The 18,400-nt window shown below is 39.2% G+C and carries 20 protein-coding genes and 1 pseudogene; 11 read left to right on the forward strand and 10 right to left on the reverse strand.

Annotation, left to right across the window (positions count from 1 at the left end; genetic code table 11):
- Both B0B05_RS10640 and B0B05_RS10645 read right to left on the reverse strand, forming a co-directional pair.
- Positions 1 to 212, reverse strand: a pseudogene (locus B0B05_RS10640) (IS1595 family transposase); the annotation flags it as partial.
- A 64-nt stretch (positions 213 to 276) separates the two neighbouring features.
- Complete coding sequence (locus B0B05_RS10645; protein ID WP_076783633.1) at positions 277 to 1,224, reverse strand: PhoH family protein; 948 nt, start codon at positions 1,222 to 1,224, stop codon at positions 277 to 279.
- Positions 1,225 to 1,326: 102 nt separating this feature from the next.
- On the opposite strand from B0B05_RS10645, the gene B0B05_RS10650 reads away from it, so the two are divergent.
- The 5 genes from B0B05_RS10650 to lnt all read left to right on the forward strand — a co-directional run bounded on the left by B0B05_RS10650 (position 1,327) and on the right by lnt (position 7,275).
- Complete coding sequence (locus tag B0B05_RS10650) at positions 1,327 to 2,154, forward strand: SAM hydrolase/SAM-dependent halogenase family protein (protein ID WP_076783634.1); 828 nt, start codon at positions 1,327 to 1,329, stop codon at positions 2,152 to 2,154.
- 43 nt (positions 2,155 to 2,197) lie between these two features.
- Positions 2,198 to 2,770 (forward strand): CopD family protein, encoded by a 573-nt coding sequence (locus B0B05_RS10655; RefSeq protein ID WP_076783678.1) that lies wholly within the window; start codon positions 2,198 to 2,200, stop codon positions 2,768 to 2,770.
- Positions 2,771 to 2,865: 95 nt separating this feature from the next.
- Positions 2,866 to 3,594 carry an ABC transporter permease gene (locus B0B05_RS10660; RefSeq protein ID WP_076783635.1) on the forward strand — a complete coding sequence of 243 codons (729 nt, stop codon included), beginning with the start codon at positions 2,866 to 2,868 and terminating at the stop codon, positions 3,592 to 3,594.
- Positions 3,595 to 3,786: 192 nt separating this feature from the next.
- Positions 3,787 to 5,445 carry a gliding motility-associated ABC transporter substrate-binding protein GldG gene (gldG, locus tag B0B05_RS10665; protein ID WP_076783636.1) on the forward strand — a complete coding sequence of 553 codons (1,659 nt, stop codon included), beginning with the start codon at positions 3,787 to 3,789 and terminating at the stop codon, positions 5,443 to 5,445.
- Between the two features lie 177 nt (positions 5,446 to 5,622).
- Positions 5,623 to 7,275 carry an apolipoprotein N-acyltransferase gene (gene lnt / locus B0B05_RS10670; RefSeq protein ID WP_076783637.1) on the forward strand — a complete coding sequence of 551 codons (1,653 nt, stop codon included), beginning with the start codon at positions 5,623 to 5,625 and terminating at the stop codon, positions 7,273 to 7,275.
- A 112-nt stretch (positions 7,276 to 7,387) separates the two neighbouring features.
- Here the strand turns inward: lnt and B0B05_RS10675 are convergent, their stop codons facing one another.
- The 8 genes from B0B05_RS10675 to B0B05_RS10710 all read right to left on the reverse strand — a co-directional run bounded on the left by B0B05_RS10675 (position 7,388) and on the right by B0B05_RS10710 (position 14,320).
- Entirely contained in the window at positions 7,388 to 7,891 is a 504-nt protein-coding gene (locus B0B05_RS10675) for a DinB family protein (protein WP_076783638.1), read from the reverse strand.
- A 111-nt stretch (positions 7,892 to 8,002) separates the two neighbouring features.
- Positions 8,003 to 8,455, reverse strand: a complete 453-nt coding sequence (locus B0B05_RS10680; protein WP_076783639.1) for a GNAT family N-acetyltransferase — start codon at positions 8,453 to 8,455, stop codon at positions 8,003 to 8,005.
- The gene (locus tag B0B05_RS10685; protein WP_076783640.1) at positions 8,445 to 8,732 is read right to left on the reverse strand and encodes a barstar family protein; all 288 of its coding nucleotides are present in this window, start codon (positions 8,730 to 8,732) and stop codon (positions 8,445 to 8,447) included. Before B0B05_RS10685 ends, B0B05_RS10680 begins: the two co-directional genes overlap by 11 nt.
- Positions 8,733 to 8,900: 168 nt before the next feature.
- The gene (locus tag B0B05_RS10690) at positions 8,901 to 10,076 is read right to left on the reverse strand and encodes an ABC transporter permease (protein ID WP_076783641.1); all 1,176 of its coding nucleotides are present in this window, start codon (positions 10,074 to 10,076) and stop codon (positions 8,901 to 8,903) included.
- A complete protein-coding gene (locus B0B05_RS10695; protein WP_076783642.1) occupies positions 10,073 to 11,236 on the reverse strand; it encodes an ABC transporter permease in 1,164 nt (387 codons plus the stop codon). Before B0B05_RS10695 ends, B0B05_RS10690 begins: the two co-directional genes overlap by 4 nt.
- 29 nt (positions 11,237 to 11,265) lie before the next feature.
- Complete coding sequence (locus tag B0B05_RS10700) at positions 11,266 to 12,261, reverse strand: HlyD family secretion protein (RefSeq protein ID WP_076783643.1); 996 nt, start codon at positions 12,259 to 12,261, stop codon at positions 11,266 to 11,268.
- 15 nt (positions 12,262 to 12,276) lie between these two features.
- Positions 12,277 to 13,704, reverse strand: coding sequence for a TolC family protein (locus B0B05_RS10705; protein WP_076783644.1), 1,428 nt, complete (start codon positions 13,702 to 13,704; stop codon positions 12,277 to 12,279).
- A 97-nt stretch (positions 13,705 to 13,801) separates the two neighbouring features.
- The gene (locus B0B05_RS10710; RefSeq protein ID WP_084173939.1) at positions 13,802 to 14,320 is read right to left on the reverse strand and encodes a ribonuclease domain-containing protein; all 519 of its coding nucleotides are present in this window, start codon (positions 14,318 to 14,320) and stop codon (positions 13,802 to 13,804) included.
- Positions 14,321 to 14,439: 119 nt separating this feature from the next.
- On the opposite strand from B0B05_RS10710, the gene B0B05_RS10715 reads away from it, so the two are divergent.
- From B0B05_RS10715 to B0B05_RS10740, 6 genes are all read left to right on the forward strand, one after another.
- Positions 14,440 to 15,579, forward strand: a complete 1,140-nt coding sequence (locus B0B05_RS10715; RefSeq protein ID WP_245799305.1) for an acyl-CoA dehydrogenase family protein — start codon at positions 14,440 to 14,442, stop codon at positions 15,577 to 15,579.
- Positions 15,580 to 15,658: 79 nt separating this feature from the next.
- Complete coding sequence (locus tag B0B05_RS10720) at positions 15,659 to 16,126, forward strand: pyrophosphohydrolase domain-containing protein (protein WP_076783646.1); 468 nt, start codon at positions 15,659 to 15,661, stop codon at positions 16,124 to 16,126.
- A gap of 4 nt (positions 16,127 to 16,130) precedes the next feature.
- Positions 16,131 to 16,673, forward strand: coding sequence for a TlpA family protein disulfide reductase (locus B0B05_RS10725; protein ID WP_076783647.1), 543 nt, complete (start codon positions 16,131 to 16,133; stop codon positions 16,671 to 16,673).
- Between the two features lie 114 nt (positions 16,674 to 16,787).
- Complete coding sequence (locus tag B0B05_RS10730) at positions 16,788 to 17,399, forward strand: DUF4230 domain-containing protein (RefSeq protein WP_076783648.1); 612 nt, start codon at positions 16,788 to 16,790, stop codon at positions 17,397 to 17,399.
- 11 nt (positions 17,400 to 17,410) lie between these two features.
- The gene (locus tag B0B05_RS10735; protein ID WP_076783649.1) at positions 17,411 to 17,593 is read left to right on the forward strand and encodes a hypothetical protein; all 183 of its coding nucleotides are present in this window, start codon (positions 17,411 to 17,413) and stop codon (positions 17,591 to 17,593) included.
- 269 nt (positions 17,594 to 17,862) lie between these two features.
- Positions 17,863 to 18,366 (forward strand): hypothetical protein, encoded by a 504-nt coding sequence (locus B0B05_RS10740; RefSeq protein ID WP_076783650.1) that lies wholly within the window; start codon positions 17,863 to 17,865, stop codon positions 18,364 to 18,366.
- Positions 18,367 to 18,400: the final 34 nt, after the last annotated feature.

Here is an 18,400-nt window from a genome sequence, read left to right on the forward strand (position 1 = left end):
AATGAAAGATTAGAATTTTGCATAATCGTTCCACTTTTCAAGGAAATTCTTTTACGACACTTTTTGCATTCGTAGCTCCAGATGCTTTTAATCCAGAAATGCTCCTTGTGACCGCACTTGCAAACCACTCCGATTTTATCTCTCTGCTCCTTAAAATGAATTCTGCAATCTTCCTCTCTCCCAAAATGCGTTGTAAAACTAAATATATTCATCTAACTAATTGAATTATAAGTAAATATACGAAATTATGTGTAATTACGGATATTCATTAAAAATTTACTTCTTCTCACTGTTATTGTAAGCCACAATAATTTTTTTAACCACAGGGTGCCTAACTACATCTTCCTCGGTAAGATGCACAAAGCCAATCTCTTCCACATCTTTCAGGATATGCATCGCTTCTTTAAGACCACTCTGCTGTTTGGGCGGCAAATCGATCTGGCTGGGATCTCCCGTAATGATAAATTTGGCATTCATACCCATCCTTGTGAGGAACATCTTCATTTGGGAATGTGTGGTGTTTTGCGCTTCATCCAAGATAACGAAGGCCTCATCCAGAGTTCGGCCTCTCATGAAAGCCAATGGCGCAACCTCGATCACTTTTTTCTCAATAAAACCTTCGAGCTTCTCGTGTGGAATCATATCGCGCAGTGCGTCATAAAGTGGCTGCAAGTAAGGATCCAGCTTTTCTTTGAGATCGCCCGGCAAAAAACCAAGGCTCTCACCCGCTTCTACAGCAGGCCTAGTAAGGATAATCCGCTTAACTTCTTTATCTCGCAGTGCGCGAACGGCCAAAGCTACACTGGTATACGTTTTACCAGTACCGGCTGGGCCAATGGCAAATACCATATCTTTTTTTTCTGATGTCTTAACCAGTTTTTTGAGATTGGTTGTTTTTGCCTTGATAACTTTGCCGTTGACGCCTTTTACAATAATATCCTGATCAAATACCAATTGTTTTTCAGACTCGTCTTTCAGCTTCAGCAACGACTCCAGATGCTTGAGGTCTATAGAATTATGTTTTGTTATGTAAGCGGATATGTCATCCAGTTTTTGCTTCAGCAGATCCAGCGCTTCGCGGTTTCCCATCGCAAAAATAAAATTATCCCGGCCTGTTATCTTAAGTGTCGGAAAGCTGGATTTTATCAGATTAAAATTCTGGTTCTGAACACCGTAGAAGGTTTTGCTGTTGATACCTTCCAATTCATAAGTGATTTCGAACATAAAAGTAATTAGTGGTTAGTCTAACAAATATATGAATAGATTTGGGATCTGGTGCGTCTTTGAATTTTGAATTATATTAAATTTGCATCAAAATCAAATTATATGTCAGTCATTACGCTTACCTCAGATTACGGTCTTGTGGATCATCGTGTTGCCAGCATCAAGGGAAAAATCCTCAGCTGGAGCCATGATGTAAAGGTTGTGGATATCAGCCACAGCATAATGGCTTACAACCTTTTGCAAACCGCTTATATCGTACGCAATGCCTACAAATTTTTCCCCGAAGGCAGCATTCATATTATATCGGTAGACAGTTTTTATCATAAATCCCGGCGAAATATCATCACCAAGATTGACGGGCATTATTTTATTTCTGCTGATAATGGTATAACAAGCCTTATTTTTTTTGACATCAAGCCCGAAGCTGTGTATGAGATCACCCTCAACAATAGATTTGATGATAAAGTCACATTTCCTTCCACAGATATTTTTGTACCGGCTGCGATGCATATTTATAATGGTGGTTTACCGGAAGTGATTGGAAGAAAAATCAAATCTGTTAAAGAAATATCTTTTCCCAGAGCGGTGTATAACGAAAATGAAAAAATGATTGTGGGTGAGGTGATGTATATTGACAATTTTGGAAATGTGATTTCTAACATCAGCAGAAAATTTTTTGATAAGTATGCATCCTTATCTGGCGGTTTTACTGTGAAATTTAGAAATATTGTACTTACCAAAGTCCTGGATCAGTATACCGACGTTGTTCTTGACTGGAACAGGGAACCGGAGTTCCATGGTAAATCGTCTGTCATTTTTAACGATGCAGACCTTTTAGAAATTGCCATTTACAAAGGCAGCCTTCACAATGGCGCCTCCAGCCTTTTTGGTCTGAGTACCGGAGAAAAAATCTATGTAGAATTTGAGTAAAAACTTTTCTTATTTTACCCGTATCTTTGCAAAAAATTCTTTGATGCTATACTCCATTATAAAAGCAATTCATATTATTTTTATGGTAAGTTACTTTGCCGGGATTTTTTATTTGGTAAGAATATTTGTTTATTATAAGGATACCGATGAGTTTGACGAAACCAAACAGCAGATTCTCAGAAATCAGTACACTTTTATGGCAGTCAGATTGTGGAATATCATTACCGTTCCTGCAGGCATTCTGATGCTATTAAGTGGATTGACAATGATTTTACTCAATTCAGGATTACTGAAAACGCCCTGGTTCCATCTGAAGCTGACATTTTTGGTCGGTTTAGGGATTTATCATTTCTGGTGCTGGAAAAAAGTTAAAGAACTCAAAAACCTGAATGGCAGCATTTTACCGACAAGCAATATCAAGCTTCGGCAATTCAACGAGATTGCAACCTTTATTTTATTCGCTGTTGTGTTTACAGTAATTCTCAAATATTCCGTTATACAATATTGGTGGCAGCTGCTACTCGGCTTTTTAGGAATTATTCTTCTGATCACTTCTATTGTCAAACTGGTTAACAGAAGTAAGAAAAAAAAATCAAGGCAAAAGAATCAAGAATAATGGCTTCGAGAGTCCTTCGACAACCTCAGGATGACAATCGCCTGACAAAAAAGCAAAAAACTATCAACTATAAACCATCAACTGACAACTAAATTATGATAGCTATATTTAAAAAAGAACTTTGGAATTTTTTCGGAAACTGGAGCGCGTGGATCATCATTGCCGCTTTCAGCATTATTTCCGCACTGTTCCTATTCTTCTTTGAGAATAATTTTAATCTATTCGAGATTGGCAGCGCCACTTTGCAGAGTTTTTTTGTCTTGTCGCCCTGGCTTTTTATGTTCATCATTCCAGCCATCAGTATGAGAACTTTGGCTGAGGAAGAGCAGTCCGGCACTTTATTTTGGCTATTTTCCCAACCGGTAAAAATCACCGAAATTGTTGGTGGCAAATTCCTTTCTGTTTGGCTGGTTGGTATTTTATGTTTATTACCAAGTTTGGTTTATTATTACACCATTTATGTTTTGGGTGTTCCCGAAGGCAATATCGATGGCAGTATGACTTTTGGGAGTTATATTGGTTTAACAATTCTCATTGCCGCTTTTTCCGCAGTTGGGATTTTGGCGTCTTCGTTGTCATCCAATCAGATTATGGCTTACCTATTAGGCGTTTTCCTTTGCTTCATTCTCTATTTTGGGATCGAGCAATTGGCGAGTTATAAACTATTAGGCGGCGCAGATTATATCTTACAAAATATTGGATTTTACCAGCATTTCCTGGCCTTTACGCGAGGTCAGGTAGACACGAGAGATGTTTGCTATTTTCTTTTCGTTATATTTTTGGGATTGGGACTGGCAAGCTGGTTTGTCTGGAGAAAGAAATAAGGAAAGATTCAAGGTTTTAAGATTATTGAAACGTTGACGAAATTGCTCGGACTGAACGAAGTCAATTGCTGCAGCCCGACTTGAGCGGTTATCCTTTTTGCGAGAGGCTATGCCGAGCAAAAAGATAATAGCGGAAGGCGGAAAAGCTGCCCTGAAAAATTTAAATCATAAAAAATTCATTGTAATAGAAAAATGAATAACAAAAATAAAATCACTTTGATTATCATAGCCGCCCTTCTGATTATCGGGATGAGCGGCCTTGTTTACAAACGTTTTGATCTTACGGCGGAAAAACGCTACACACTTTCTGACTCTACCATCAAAGTCCTGGAAAATGTAAAAAAACCAATGATCATCGAGGTTTACCTGGAAGGTGATTTCCCGGCTTCTTTTAAACAGCTGTCCAATGAAACCAGATTTATGCTGGACGAATTCCGCAAGATCAATCCAAAAATCGATTACAGATTTCGGGACCCGATTGCTGAGAAAATTCCGCAAGACACACTAAAAGGAATGGGAATGCAGCCATCGATTCTTCCGGATATGAAGGACGGGAAAATCTCTGAAATCGTGATGTTTCCTTATGCTGCAATCAAGTATAATGGCTACGGAACTTCGGTTCCGCTGATTGTTCAGCAATCTGGGATTGATGCTGCAACGCAACTCAGCAAATCCATAGAAAATCTGGAATATAATTTTGCTTCCACAATCAAAGGAATGACGGAAGAAACGGCTAAAAACATCGGTTTTTTGGTTAATCAGCAGGAACTTAGCCCAGATGAATTCCGTGGATTTTTGGATCTGGCAATGGAGAATTATAACGTAGGCCCAATCATTCCCGAAAACAAAACCGAATTGTCTCTGGCCGATGTCCCAAAACTGAAACAGATGGACGCTCTCGTCATCGCAAAACCAAGAAAAGCCTTTACCGATAACGAAAAAGTAATTCTGGATCAATACATCATGAATGGCGGGAAAACCCTTTGGATGCTGGATGCGGTGAATGCTGAGATGGACACGCTTTTTCAGGCTAAGAAAATAATGGCCTACCCAATCGACCTCAATCTGACGGATTTTATGTTCAATTACGGACTCAGGATCAATCCTGCTTTGACCAAGGATATGAAAAAGTCAGCTTTGGTAAGGATTGTTTCCGGTGAAGTGGCCGGTAATCCGCAATACAGCAGTTTCCTTTGGCCTTATTTCCCACTAGGCATTGCTGAAAACAAAAACCCAATCACGAAGAACATCAATCCTGTAAAATTCGAGTTTCCAACCTCTATTGACACTTTGGGAAGGAAAAATATCAAAACCAGGGTACTTTTCGAATCCAGTGAAAGAACAACGAGCAAAACCGTTCCCAATTACGTGGCGTTATCAGAAATTGTGCGTGCAGACAGCATTGGCGAGATGGAAAGACCGGCACCGCCCAAGATTTTTGCCGTTGCGCTGGAAGGGAAATTTACTTCGGCTTATGCGACCAGAAGCGAGAAAAATTCTTATCCCGGCTTCAGAGCGCAAAGCCCGGAAAACAAAATGCTCGTGATTGCAGACGGTGATATCGCCAGAAACCAAATCTGGAAAGGCCAGCCGTTACCTTTGGGCGAAGATTTGCTTACTAAAGAACATTATGGCAATGCGCAGTTCCTGAGAAACGCTTTGGATTACCTCCTGGACGACAGCAACATTATGGAACTGCGAGACAGAACCATCGAGGTGAGATTGCTGGACAGACAAAGAATCGATCAGGAAAAATCGGATTGGCAATGGTTCAACCTTCTGTTGCCTTTGGGTATTTTGGGAGCATTGGGAGCAGGATTTTATCTCCTAAGGAAGAAAATGTTTTCGTAAAATCTTAATGAAATTAAATAATTGAACCATAAAAGTCACAAAATAAAATCAATACAAATCATTGTAAAAGAACAAAAAAGATAATTTTTAATCATCCATTTCTTTTTTGAACTTTTTAAAAATTTAGAAAAAGCGATAGCTTTTGTGACTTTTGTGGTTTAGAAGAACTTTATAAAAATGAAAAACCTTATACTTGCTTTGATTTCCGGAGTTCTGTTAGCCATTTGCTGGCCGACGTACGGGATTCCGTTTTTTATATTTTTTGCCTGGGTTCCGCTGCTGATGGCTGAACATAACATTGCAAAATTCAGTACGGTCAAAAAGAAAAAGTTAGCCGTTTTTGGTCTTTCGTATCTTACTTTTTTGATTTGGAATGCCGTAACAACCGGCTGGCTTTATAATTCACAATTACCGGACGGCAGCAAATCCCTTTTGGCAGTTCTTTTCCCGGTTTTGACCAATTCATTTTTCATGGCTCTGGTATTTGTATTTTACCATTTATATAAAAAAAGCCAGGGCACTTACGCCGGATTGGTATTTTTTGTGGCCATATGGATGTGTTTTGAGAAGCTTCATCTCGTTTGGGAATTCACCTGGCCCTGGCTGAATCTCGGGAATGTCTTTGCTGATTACCATCAGTTTGTACAATGGTACGATACGTTGGGTGCAACGGGAGGCAGCTTCTGGATCTTGGTTTGTAATGTTTTGGTATTTTATACGATAAGAATATGGGAAGCCGGACGAATTAGGAAATCATTAATCAAGAATATTGCAATGTCGGTGGCTTTTATTGTCTTGCCGATGATCATTTCCTTGATAAAGTATTATAGTTATTCACCAAAAACAATTGGGACAATCAACGTCACAATGCTGCAGCCGGCATTAGACCCTTACGCAGAAAAATATCGGCAAGACAGTTTGACGATTGAAAATGACCTGTTAAAATTGGCTTCTGAAAATTCGATTATAAAATTAAAAGGAAACGAAAATCAAAACATAGATCTCTATCTTTCTCCGGAAACTTCACTTCCCGGACCAGGTTCAATCAGCGAAAGAGGTTTTAATAATAGCTTGTTGATCAATAATATCAAAAATTTCCTTACTCAACATCCAAAATCTGTTTTTGCAGGCGGGATTTCCAGCTATTATGTCTATAAAGAAGATGAAGAAAAACCATCAACAGCGAGTTACCTCGACAGACAAGGGATTTGGGTTGATGAATATAATTCGGCAATACAAATTATCCCAAATCAACAACCCGAAGTTTATCACAAAGCAATGTTGGTTCCTGGTGTTGAGATTTTCCCTTACATCAATTTCTTCAAACCAATTCTAGGAGACGTGATGATGGATTTAGGCGGAACTACGCGTTCTCTGGGTGTTTCAGAGGAACGGAAAGTTTTTGCCAATCCTTATAACAAATCTGTAATTGCGCCGATTATTTGCTATGAGAGCATCTACGGAGAATTTGTGACGGATTATGTCAAAAAAGGTGCGAATCTTCTCACCATTGTTACCAACGATTCTTGGTGGGGTTACTCGCAAGGCCACAAACAATTGCTGGCTTATGCAAAACTGAGAGCCATAGAAACAAGGCGCGACATTGCAAGAGCGGCCAATAGCGGCATTAGTGCGCACATCAATTCCAGAGGCGATATTGTGGAGGAATTGCCCTATGGTTACAAAGGTGCATTAATGGCAAAAGTGAATCTGATTGACAAGGAAACATTTTACACCAAAAGCGGCGATTTTCTTTCCAGAATTTGTCTGTTCGTGATAGGGGCTCTGTTGCTTTTTATCCCGGGGAGAAAGTATCTCGCGAGGAAATAATTGTAAATTTGTTGATTTGTTGATTTGTTAATTTGTTAAATCAGCAAATATTATTTTGATAATGATTAGATTTACAGTGTAACACATCAACGATTTTACTGTTCGCCAGTTTTTACAAATTAGGAAGATACCTTTCCTTAATAATATTGAGATGATGAATATTGTGGCCAACTGTTAATTTGCCGATGGTTTCTACATTGATGCTGTTTCCATTAACGGTTCCGGATAGCTGTAAGGCGTCTTCCGGAAGTGTTTTAAAGAAAATAAAAGACTGTTTCCTTGTTAATTTGAATTCTTTGATGAGGCTTTTCAAAGTCCGGCTGTCCGCATAAGAATGCTTAGCCCAGGCTTCTTCATCAAATCCCGAAACCACAGACTGATCTTTCCTCGAAAACCTCAGGGCACGGTAAGCAAAAACTTTCTCGGTATCTATCAAATGTTGCAAAAGCGTTTTCAGGCTCCATTTGCCTTCTGCGTAAGCATAATTGGATTGATCTTCAAAAATATTTTCGTAGATATCCAGGGTTTCTTTCCCTACAATTTTCAATTCGTCTAACCAATCTTCTGTCGGAATCAGATCCAAATAACGCTGGATATATTTTTCGAAATCTGTCATAGCTTATATATTTTGATCCTTCGAGAACCTCAGGATGACAATTATTTAAAACATTGTTAGGAAGAAATTCTCGAAGTTTTTCTTAATTTGATTTTTTTACTATTCTCTTGATTATTGATCAATTTCCCATTCATAAAAATTCACCTCATCATATTTTTTGAAGCCGGCGCCTGGGTACAATTGATTGCCAATCTGGTTGTCTTTGCCGGTTTCCAGATACATTCCGCAAGAATCCGATTCTCTGCAAAGTTGTTTGGCCCTTTCTATCAAAGCTTTGGAAAAACCTTTTCCACGAAAATTGGGATTGACATACAAATCATTCAACAACCAATAATGCTTCATCCTCGTTGATGAAAACAGTGGATACAATTGCGTGAATCCGACCAGTTGACTGCCATCTTCGGCCACAAAAATCTCAGAATCATTGTTTTGCAATCTCTCGGACAAAAACTGTTGAGCTGCTGAAAAATCTGATGATTTATGATAAAACGTCCTATACTCATCAAACAACTGAGAAAGTTGTGAAAGGTCCTGCTGATTGGCTTTTCTGATGCTATTCTTCATCCTCGTATTGCTCCAGGTAATAACTGAATGTAAAGCCTTCTACCTCATCTTCGGCGTCTTCCAAAGTCGTCAAAAGATCTTCGAAAGTCTCCAGCTGATCCACGCTCATATTCACAAACTCGATGTGAAGCGGCATTTCCAATTCGCCCGAAATCACGTCGTAAAGTGCATCCAGATTGTCGCCAAAATAGTCCGGTAATTCTAATTTTGATTTCAGTTGTTCGTAAAAATCCTCGTAATCGCCGATGTTGACGAAATCGATATAAATAGTTTTCATATGTAGATTCTTATTTTAATGGTCATATGCAATCGCCTAATCTTTATTGGTATTTAGGTTTTAAAATCATGGCGATTTCATAATTTTTTATAATTGAGACCCAACCATTAGTTTGCGGCCAGATGAAAAGCAAATTTCGATTATTTTTTATTAAAGTCTGACAATTATCTATGCAATATTTTGTTGGGTTCCTAATTTTTCATTCCCTGTCAAATATTTAATTCTGAAAATAAGTAACAACGAAAAAAGAAGCCATAACAGCAACAGATGAATGATCGCCGGGAGGTTATCCGAAAGCGAGCCACCTTCCTGAACGACCGAAATATAAGCCTTTAAAAAAGGCGAAGTCGGCAACATATCCGAACAAAACTGTATGAACCCCGGCAACGCAATATATGGCATCGAGTATCCGGTGATCAAAAAAATCGGGTAAGAAGAAAAAACCATCACCTGAAAAGTCAATAGTTTGGTTTTGAAAAAACTGCCAATCAGCATCCCGAATACAATCACGGTTGCGATAAAAATGGCCGTAACCAAAGCCAAAGCCCAATAACTTCCTCTGACTTCTACCCCAAAAACAGAAAAATTAACCACCGTAAAAAACAGCCCAAAAATCATAAAAACAAAAAAGTACAACAGACTTTTGCCAAAAATGATTTTAGAAATATTTTGACCGGACAAGTTGTATAAACTTTTCAGTTTTTTCTCTTCCCGTTCTGATGCCAAGCTTGCAGCAACACCAATAAGCAAAGTCTGCTGAAGAATAATCGCCAACAATCCTGGCAGCAGAAAAGAACCATACGTCATATCAGGATTATAAAGTGGCCGGTAATCCAGATTAATAGGATTAGTCATTGTCATAGCTTCTTCATCGCTCATCCCTTGCTTGTTAAAATAGGTTTTTCTTACGCCGGCGCCCACCGTCAGGCAGACTTTGGTCACCGTACTTAGCAAATCGCTGGACGGCAAAAAACGTGAGGCATTAAGAACCACATTCACGTTCGCCTGTTTTTGGGACAACAGTAGTTTTTCCAGGTCTTTCTGAATGTAAAAATAACCCTGAACTTCACCTTTATACATTTTTTCCTGAGCGTCTCTCAGGTCGCTTGCAGGGATAATATCAATAATAGAAGTAGAATTCAGTTCGCTCGTCAATGTTCTGGAAATGGTTGTAGCATCATCATCTACCAACGCCAATTTTACCTTTTCTTCACCTTTGTTAAGATAAATACTGCCGTACATAAAAGCATAGAGAATAGGCGCCAGAAGAAGAATCAAAAAAAGGCTGGCATCTTTTGACACATTCCGGATTTCTCTCTTCAATATGTTGATAACAACTTTCAATGTTGATTTTTTAGATAAAGATTAATTTTTCTCTGGAAAATAATTACCGCCAAAGGAAATGTAACACCCGTAAACAGTAATAATTTATAAACTTCAGGCATTGCATAATGCATAGGCAACTGCATAAAATAAAGCTTGATAAAACCATCCAGAAAATGTGTGTAAGGCATTATATCAGAATAGAGCTGATCGTACCAAGGCATAGCCCAGCGCGGAAAAGTAAAACCACTGAAAACAAAAGCCGGCGACGTAAAAAACAAGGCAACATCGGTCACAAAAAGAAGATTGTCTGACAGCGCTGACAGCATCATCCCAATCCCTATACAAGCCAAAGCCATCAATGTGTAAATGATAAAAAAATTAAAGTCCGTACCCGGTTTCTCCAAATCATATACAGGAAAAACCACAAAGGCAACCAGTACAAAAAGAATCCACGAGACAGACAAATGAGCCAACATTTTCCCGATCACAATTTGTGATGATGAATGCGAAATCTCCAAAAGGTCATCAATGGTATTTCTTTTAAACTCAAGATTAAGGATAAGAACCGCCGCAACAATCAGCGCCATCTGCAAACCAACAGTAATCAGCCCGGGCGTGAGATACATCTTATAATTAAAATCGGGATTGTATAAAATGGTTGAATTAAGTTTTATCGGCTGAACCAGCGCATTGGCAGTCTGCGCCGGCATCCCTTGTTTTTCGGCTTTTTCCAGCACCACGGCCAATCCACCTTTGATAATGATCTCTGCTGCACCTTTGTAAATCATTTTGGCAGGTACCAGATAAGCACCATTGGTGTATAAGGTAATATTGGACTGATGGTTTTTCTTGGCATCAGACTCCATATTTTTAGGGAAATGAACAGCTCCGAAGATCTTGCCTTCTTTCATCAGCTTTTCGATCTCGGCATTGCTGAAGGCCGTATGGGTAAAATGGATATTGTCATTTTGCTCCATCATATCGGTGAGGGTTCTGGAGACAGAGGATTGATCCTCATCCCAAACAGCCATCGGAAGCTCTTTGGCAAACTGCTTCTGATAAATCAATCCATAAAAAAAGAAAATCACCGGCGGAATCACCAGCAGAACTACATAGAAATTCGGAATCGAAAAAATCCGTTTCCATTCTCTGATAATGATTTGGCTGATGGTTTTCAAATGATATTGTTGTTAAATGTAGAATGATATTAGTCCAAAACGAGCTGCGCCGTCATCCCGGAACGGAGACCTTTTACCGCATTAGGATTCTCCGGCCTTACTTTGATCTGGAAGGTTCTCAGCTCAAACTCACCGTTCTGTTTCTCGGGCACCCAATCTGCGTATCCCAATGCTGGCGCCAATTCTGCCACTTTACCTTTGATGGTTTCCGGCGTACAACCCGGGATTTTCATGGTTACAACACTGCCTTTTTCAATTTTATTGATTTGATTTTGACGGAGATTAAATTTCACAAAAAAAGAATGATCTTTTTGGATGGTCATCATTGGGTAACCGGCATTCACCATCTCGCCCTGATTAGATATCAGCGTTGATATTTTCCCGGAAGCCGGCGCTTTTATCGAGTTATTATCTTTGATTTGCTCAGCCAGTTTTTCGCTGCTTTTGGCTTGATTGAGCAGTGCCTGCGCCGAGTTTTTCAGTTCTTTGTTATTGCCACGCTGTAAAAGCTGCACATTGAGGCTGGCCGTTTCCAGCTCTTTCTGCGCGGCTTTATATTTGAAAAAAACCACATCACGCTCCTGTCCCGACACTACGCCTTCGGCATACAGATTCTGGAAACGGCTGTAGGTTTTCGACATCAGATCCATCTGCTGCTGCGCAATCTGCTGGAGGTTTTTTGCCGAAGCCAAGACTTCCGGCTCTACCCCACGGTTCACTTTATCCAGCTGATTTTGTGCGATAACCACCGCATCGGACACCTGAGCCTGTATGGTTTCTATCTCCGAAGTCTGTAACTGTGCCACAACCTGGCCTTCTTTAACCTCATCACCTTCCTTTACCAGCAAAGAAATAACCCTACCGGGAAGCGAAGCAGAAACATCCACAAAATCAGCATCTACCATCCCGATTACGGCATTATTATCGGTATCTGATGATTTGTTTTTCAATAGGTAAATCAGCGCAACCGCCAGTACAAACAATGGAATAAAAACGGCCCAGTAATTTTTTATAAAATTTTTCATTCTTTTTTGTTCAAGTTAAGGGATGTAGTTGGTAATATTTTCCGGATTCCCGTTGATATAAAAATAAGTAGCCAATGCCGTCTGATAAGCAACTACAGAAGTGTAATACAGTTTTTCGGCTTCGTACTGCAGCTGCAGCGCATCATTCACATCTTTTACAGAAGAGAGGCTGTTTTCCATTCTTTTTCTTACCATTTCGGTTGTGGTATAAGTCTGTTGACGTGAGGCATCCAGTGTTTCGCTTTGTTCTTTCAGGCTCAGCAGTTTGTTTTCTGCAATCTTTGCCGCCAGGTTTACCGCCTTTTGTTTTTGTTCTATCAGCAGATCCGCTTCTTTAACCAACGATTCAGACGCCAGATTTCGGGATTTTCTTTCGGGATCGAACAAGGTCCACTGCATTTCTACACCTACCAGCCATGGCGGAGTAATCAGCGGTAAATCTTTCCGGAAAAACTGCACATTGCCAATCGCAAAAATATTGGGTTTTGAAAGTGATTTGGTGATGTTAAGTCCGGTTTCGGCTTCCGTTTTTTTGCTCCTCAGGAGTTTGAGATCTGCATTATTCCCGGATTCAGAAAACGGAGGAAGCACGGTATTCTCATTAAGTTTTTCGGTAATCTCCAGAGGTTCATCCAGAGAAATTCCCATTAGGTCTTTGAGCATCAGCAGCGCATTCTGCTTTTCCAGATTAAGGTTTTTCAGATTGGTGCCGGCTTGTTTTTTTGCAATATCTGCCCAGTTTTTCTGATAAGGCGGAATGATCTCCGCCGTCATAAGGTTCCCGGCATATTTTTCATTTTTATCTAAAGACGACACACTCTCCTGCTGTTTAGCAATCATCGAATTAAGATACATAATCTGAATGTACTGCAACGCAATATTGTATGCTGTAAGATCTTTTGAAGTTTGCAGGTTAGCTTTTCCGCTCTCCACCTGCTGCTGAGAAAGTTGCTGCGAAGCTTTGAGCTTACCACCCAAATAGATTGGCTGCCGTACGGCCACTCCGGCTAAAAAGTAACTTTGCTTGGCAATGGCGGGATTGTAATTGGGATAGACTGCGCCAATAATATCTTTGGAAGTCTGATAAATCACATCCTGGATCTGCTGAGTAAGCGGCTGGCCTGTAATCTGCTGAAAAACCGAATTGGCTGCGTAAACGCTTTGATTGGCTGTACCTTCTACAATGCCGTCTTTAACCTGTTGCAGATTAACCCGCAACGGCTCACCGATGTAATTGTAACCTGCTAAAAGATCAACTTTTGGCAGATAATTATTTTTGTTAGACTGCAGAAGTTTTTCCCGCGTTTCCAGAGACTGCTCCGCCAGTTTTATAACACTATTGTTTTCCTGTGCTTTATCAATGCACTGCTTCAGCGAATATTGGGAAAATGCCGTTACAGAAACCATCAAACATACCGGAAAAAAAACTCTATTATACGTCATTGTTTTTAGTAATAATTGCTTCTGTAAAAGGATTAATACCTTCAAATTTAATAAAAAAAAATATTTTTTCAGCAAAGAAAGCTTTTATAAAAACTATTTATTGCCTGATAAACGACTTGTAGTGATCTTTTGTCAGCCAGACATCCCCATTTTTAGTAAAAATAATACGGTCTGCACCACGGTTTCCACAATTATAATTAACATCTGCTTCATAATATTGCTCGCCTTTTGGCAACTGCTTTTCGCGGTTGCTGAAATGGTCGCCACCAATGGCTTTACCGGGCAGCACATCACAGAGATTGCCTTTTGACGGAATCCACCCTTTGCTTTTCGCTTCAGATTTTGTGATGTAGAAATCAGGAAGCTTGTGATTTGCCTGAACATAAGTAATCACATTTTGCTCATCTGTCAACCGTTCTATAGAGTTTTCATCAAATGCATTTTCAATATCCGATTCTTTTGAAGCATCGCTTTTTTTTGCTTCTGTCATCTGGCTTCCGGCATCGGACTTCAAATTTCTCTTCTCGATTTTATAATTCGAAATCAGATACATGGTCAATATCCCGGCAAATGCGCCGATGAGAAAGAAAAACAGGGTTTTCAGTTTTGGATTCATTGATGAAGATTTATGCGCTAAAATAATGAAAACCTTGATTCTTACAGAAGAAAAAACAAACTTTAAAAAAAAATTGTGCTTAACCTAATTTTTCTATATTTGGGCACAAAGATAAAAATATGGAAACCCAAACTATGGATAACTTAAAAATGATAGCCGAAACGGCAAAAGACTTCGCTGAAAAAAATATCCGCCCGAACATTATGGATTGGGATGAGAGCCAGACTTTTCCTGTAGAATTGTTTCGTCAATTGGGAGAATTGGGTTTTATGGGAATTGTAATTCCCGAAGAATATGGCGGTTCTGGTCTTGGTTATCAGGAATATGTAACGATTTTGGACGAAATTTCTCAGGTTGACCCTTCCATCGGATTATCTGTTGCGGCACACAATTCACTTTGTACGAATCATATTTATGAATTCGGGAATGAAGAACAGAGAAGAAAATGGCTGCCACAATTAGCTTCCGGTAAAGTAATTGGAGCTTGGGGATTGACAGAGCACAACACAGGTTCTGACTCAGGCGGGATGTCCACAACAGCTGTAAAAGATGGCGATGACTGGATTATCAACGGTGCAAAAAACTTTATCACACACGCTATTTCCGGAGACATTGCAGTAGTGATGACAAGAACTGGCGAAAAAGGGGCGAAAAATAATTCCACAGCATTTGTTTTGGAAAAAGGAATGGCTGGCTTCACTTCTGGTAAAAAAGAAAATAAATTAGGAATGCGTGCTTCCGAAACTGCTGAGTTGATTTTCGATAACGTTCGTGTTCCGGATTCTCATAGATTGGGCGAAGTTGGAAGCGGTTTTAAACAAGCAATGAAAATTCTGGATGGAGGCCGTATTTCTATTGCTGCATTGAGTTTGGGAATTGCGAGAGGTGCTTACAAAGCGGCTCTTAAATATGCTCAGGAAAGACATCAGTTCGGAAAATCGATTTCAAGTTTCCAAGCCGTGAATTTTATGCTGGCTGATATGGCAACAGAAATTGATGCATCAGAATTGTTAATCAGAAGAGCCTCTGACCTTAAAAATGACAAACAAAAAATGACCCGCGAAGGCGCAATGGCTAAATTATACGCTTCTGAGGCTTGCGTAAGAATTTCTAATAATGCGGTTCAGATTTTTGGTGGTTATGGCTATACCAAAGATTTTCCGGTTGAGAAATTCTACAGGGATTCTAAACTTTGCACCATTGGCGAAGGTACTTCTGAAATCCAGAGACTGGTGATTGGGAGGGATATTACTTCATAAAATTAAAACATATTTTAAAACTATAAATGCTGTCTTCTTGGACGGCATTTTTTACCTTTGTTAAAATTTTAGATAAACAATGGAAAAATTAGATAGCCTAAATCAGGTCGCCGAATTTCATAAAACTTTTAACGCACCAATTTTGGACACGCCACAGATTCCTTCAAAAGAACGTGCTGCTTTGAGAGTCAGTCTTTTGCAGGAAGAACTGGATGAGCTTAAAAAAGCCATTGAAGATAATGATTTGGTAGAAGTCGCCGATGCGCTTTGCGACTTGCAATATGTATTGAGCGGTGCTGTCCTTGAATTTGGTTTGGGCGAAAAATTTGTAGAATTGTTTGATGAAGTGCAGCGTTCTAATATGTCCAAAGCTTGTGACAATGAACTGCAAGCTCAGGAAACAGTAGAGTTTTACAAAGCCAAAGGCACCGATGCTTATTACGAAAAATCCGGCACCAAATACAATGTCCACAGAACTGCAGATAACAAAGTCCTGAAAAATAAATATTATTCTGCAGCAGATCTTGCACCAATTATAAACAAATAACACAATGAAAAAAACAATTCCTCTATTCTCATTTTTTTTATTAACCTTGATTACTTCCTGTGCACAGCGAGTGATTGTCAATAGAGAAGTAGAATCTCAGAAAGACGGCAAAATGCTTTTGGGAACACAAACGCTTGACCAATTCAGAAAAGAACCTTTCAAAACTTGGTTTGATGAGGAGTATAATCGCTACCAAATTGACCAGTCAAGTTTGGCAGAACTGAAAAAAGAAAAACTGAATTCCTATACTTTGGTCGTTTTTGTTGGCAGCTGGTGCGGGGACAGCCATCGCGAATTTCCAAGGCTTATCAAAATACTGGATGCCCTAAAGTACAATACCGAAAAAATGCAGATCATTGCAGTAAACCGCAAAAAAGAATCCCCTGCCGGCGAAGAAGGCCTTTACAATATATCCAGAGTACCCACAATTATTGTAAAAAAATACGGAAAAGAGATCGGAAGGATCACAGAAATGCCCGAAACAGGATTTTTGGAAAAAGATTTGCTTAACATTCTGAAAAAAGATAATTCAAGCTTGTTTAAATAGTTATTAAACCTTCGATAAACTGTCAAATACAAAGCATTTGTTATTAAAGATGCTGTACTCAAACTGTCGAAGTATTTTTATAAGCTTAAATATCGGTGATAAATCCTCAAAACAATGAATAAATACACAGGACTGCTTTCGTTTATTTTCGGAATCATTTTAACGGTTTTTGCTTTTCTGTCATGGAGAAGCTGCCACAAAAAAGACGATGCTGCAATGATCAATCAGGATTATTACCTGATCACCAACCAAATCCAAAAGATGAACAAAATGGTAGTTCTGGAACAGGATTTCTCCAGTTTCCAAACTCATAAAAGCGCAGCGGCAAGAGTGGCTGGTTTTGATATCCTGCCCAAAGAGATGGTACTCTATACCACAGCAAAAGCACAGGTTTCTTACGACTTGAAAAGAATGAAAATTGATGTGGACACGGTCAGCAAAAAAGTTATTATTAATGAATTACCACAACCCGAAATCAAGATTTTTCCGGACGTGAAAATTCACTTTATGGATGATTATGCGGTTAACAGATTCAAGCAAAGTGACATCAATAATATTATGGAATCTGCTAAAAAAAATATGGCAAAAAGCGTGAATCAGGAACAATTGAAACAGCAAAGTAAAAAACAACTTAAAGAAAATCTTAACGAAATTTTTGTTTTGGCAAAAGCCTTGCATTATACAATAGAAGATAAAACCAATACATTTTCTACTGGTGAACTTTAAAAAATATTGTTATGAGTACCAATAAAAAAACAGAAAAAGCAAACGCTGCAGAAAACGAAGTGCAAACCGAGGATTTTAGAAATATTCCGGCAGTGTCTGCTAAAAAGAATCCGCCAGATATCAAGAAAAAAGATATCGAGAGAAGTTCTAAGATCAACAAAGACGGCGAGACGGACAATACAGATAAAAAATAAAATCACATTCAAAACCTTTCAACTTAGCTGAAAGGTTTTTTTGTGGTAATAAGTCTCAACCTTGCGCAGCGCATCCCAGATGGAACGGCCTGTCTGAGCTCATCCCGAAAAAACATAGCCACAGCAATGGCTTTTTTCGGGATAGCGAGTAGTGACAGCTGGAACAGATGCCCAAATCACCAAATAATAATTAAAATAATAATTATGGCCGGTTGTGCATAGTTTTTGTTTGTAACAGAATAAATGTTTAACACCAAAATAATATTATTATGTCTTACACTGTTTTTGGGATTTTTACCAACGAAAAAGAACACAGCGATGTGATTGAAAAACTTGAGGATGCCGGTTTTTATGAATATACGATTTCGCATGCCGAGCTAGATACTCTGGAAAAAGTAGACACCGACAGAAAAACAGGCTTCTGGCATTGGCTTTTTGATAACAATCCTATGGAGGAAGACCGTTACAACTATGCCAGTACAGATGCTGACACCATCACAGTCTATGTAGATAATGAAGATGACGCCAATGCCGTGAAGGACATCCTGGACAAAAATGGCGCAATAGATGTCGAGGAAAAAACTAAAGATTATATCTCCGGCAAATACAAAGATGTAAAGGATGATTATCCGATTTCTGAGGAAAAAAGAGCCAGAATTATTGCTAAAGCTAAAAACAATCTTTATTTTACAGATACTCCGAACGCCAATCTGCCAGCTGCGGGTGGTACAGATACCATAGACGCATCCTTGGGTGTGGATAGTGAATCATAAAATATCGACCAATAGAAAAGAGCCATCAAAAGTG

Source organism: Epilithonimonas bovis DSM 19482 (assembly GCF_900108115.1).
In the GTDB taxonomy this organism is placed as follows: Bacteria; Bacteroidota; Bacteroidia; order Flavobacteriales; family Weeksellaceae; genus Epilithonimonas; species Epilithonimonas bovis.